Source organism: Acetobacterium sp. MES1 (assembly GCF_002237635.1).
GTDB lineage: Bacteria > Bacillota > Clostridia > Eubacteriales > Eubacteriaceae > Acetobacterium > Acetobacterium wieringae.
Genome location: NZ_MJUY01000018.1, coordinates 1 through 790, shown reverse-complemented (window position 1 = coordinate 790; position 790 = coordinate 1). Strand labels below are relative to the sequence as shown.

The window sequence follows — 790 nt, the reverse complement described above, 5'->3', positions numbered from 1 at the left end:
GATATTGAGAATTATACTGATAAAGAAATTATTGAAAAAGAATGTCCGACGCTTTCCACTGTTCATGCAATGAAACCGGCCTTTCTTACAAAGCTGCAGGAAAAACCCGACGAAAAGCTGGACAAAGCCTATGATCTGAGCCGGGAAATCACCAAGATCCATATCAATGCCGGTAAAAAGACCAAAATGCGGCCGGTCGATATTGTCGGGACGCTCTGCAATCTGGAGGGGATGACAGCAGCGGATATCGGCGTGATTACGATCCTGGATGTCTCCACCTTCGTGGAAATTCTTAACAACAAAGGCCCGCAGGTGCTAAAAGAGCTGCAAACCCGAAACATCAAAGGACGGCCGAGAAAGGTAACCCTCGCCGAAGATAAACCGGTTACGATTGCCCGAAAAAAACCGATCCGTCGATTTTATTAATTAAACTTAGTGCTTTACGTGAGGAGCCCATGGATTATTTAACCGCCATTACCGCATTTAAACCCGAATCAGCTCAGGAACAGGCCGATCAACAGACCTTTATCCGATTTATTCATAATAATCCGGATGTTTTGCTCCGGGACAATAAAATTGCTCATCTGACCAGTTCCGCCTTGATTTTTAATCCGTCACGGGATAAACTGTTAATGATCTACCACAATATTTATCAGTCCTGGTCCTGGACTGGAGGGCATGCCGATGGCGAAGTAGATCTGCTTCAGGTGGCAATCCGGGAAGCCAAAGAAGAAACCGGATTAAGCACGGTGACAGCGATGTCTGACAATATTATTTCATTGGATATTTT

The 790-nt window shown here is 44.9% G+C and carries 2 protein-coding genes; both read left to right on the top strand.

Annotated features, from left to right (window positions below):
* Nucleotides 1–426, top strand: a 426-nt coding sequence (locus BI182_RS07170; protein WP_286806547.1) for a DbpA RNA binding domain-containing protein, incomplete at its 5' end; no start/stop codon positions are given.
* Between the two features lie 29 nt (nucleotides 427–455).
* The coding region (locus tag BI182_RS07165; RefSeq protein WP_286806545.1) for an NUDIX hydrolase at nucleotides 456–790 on the top strand (335 nt) is incomplete at its 3' end.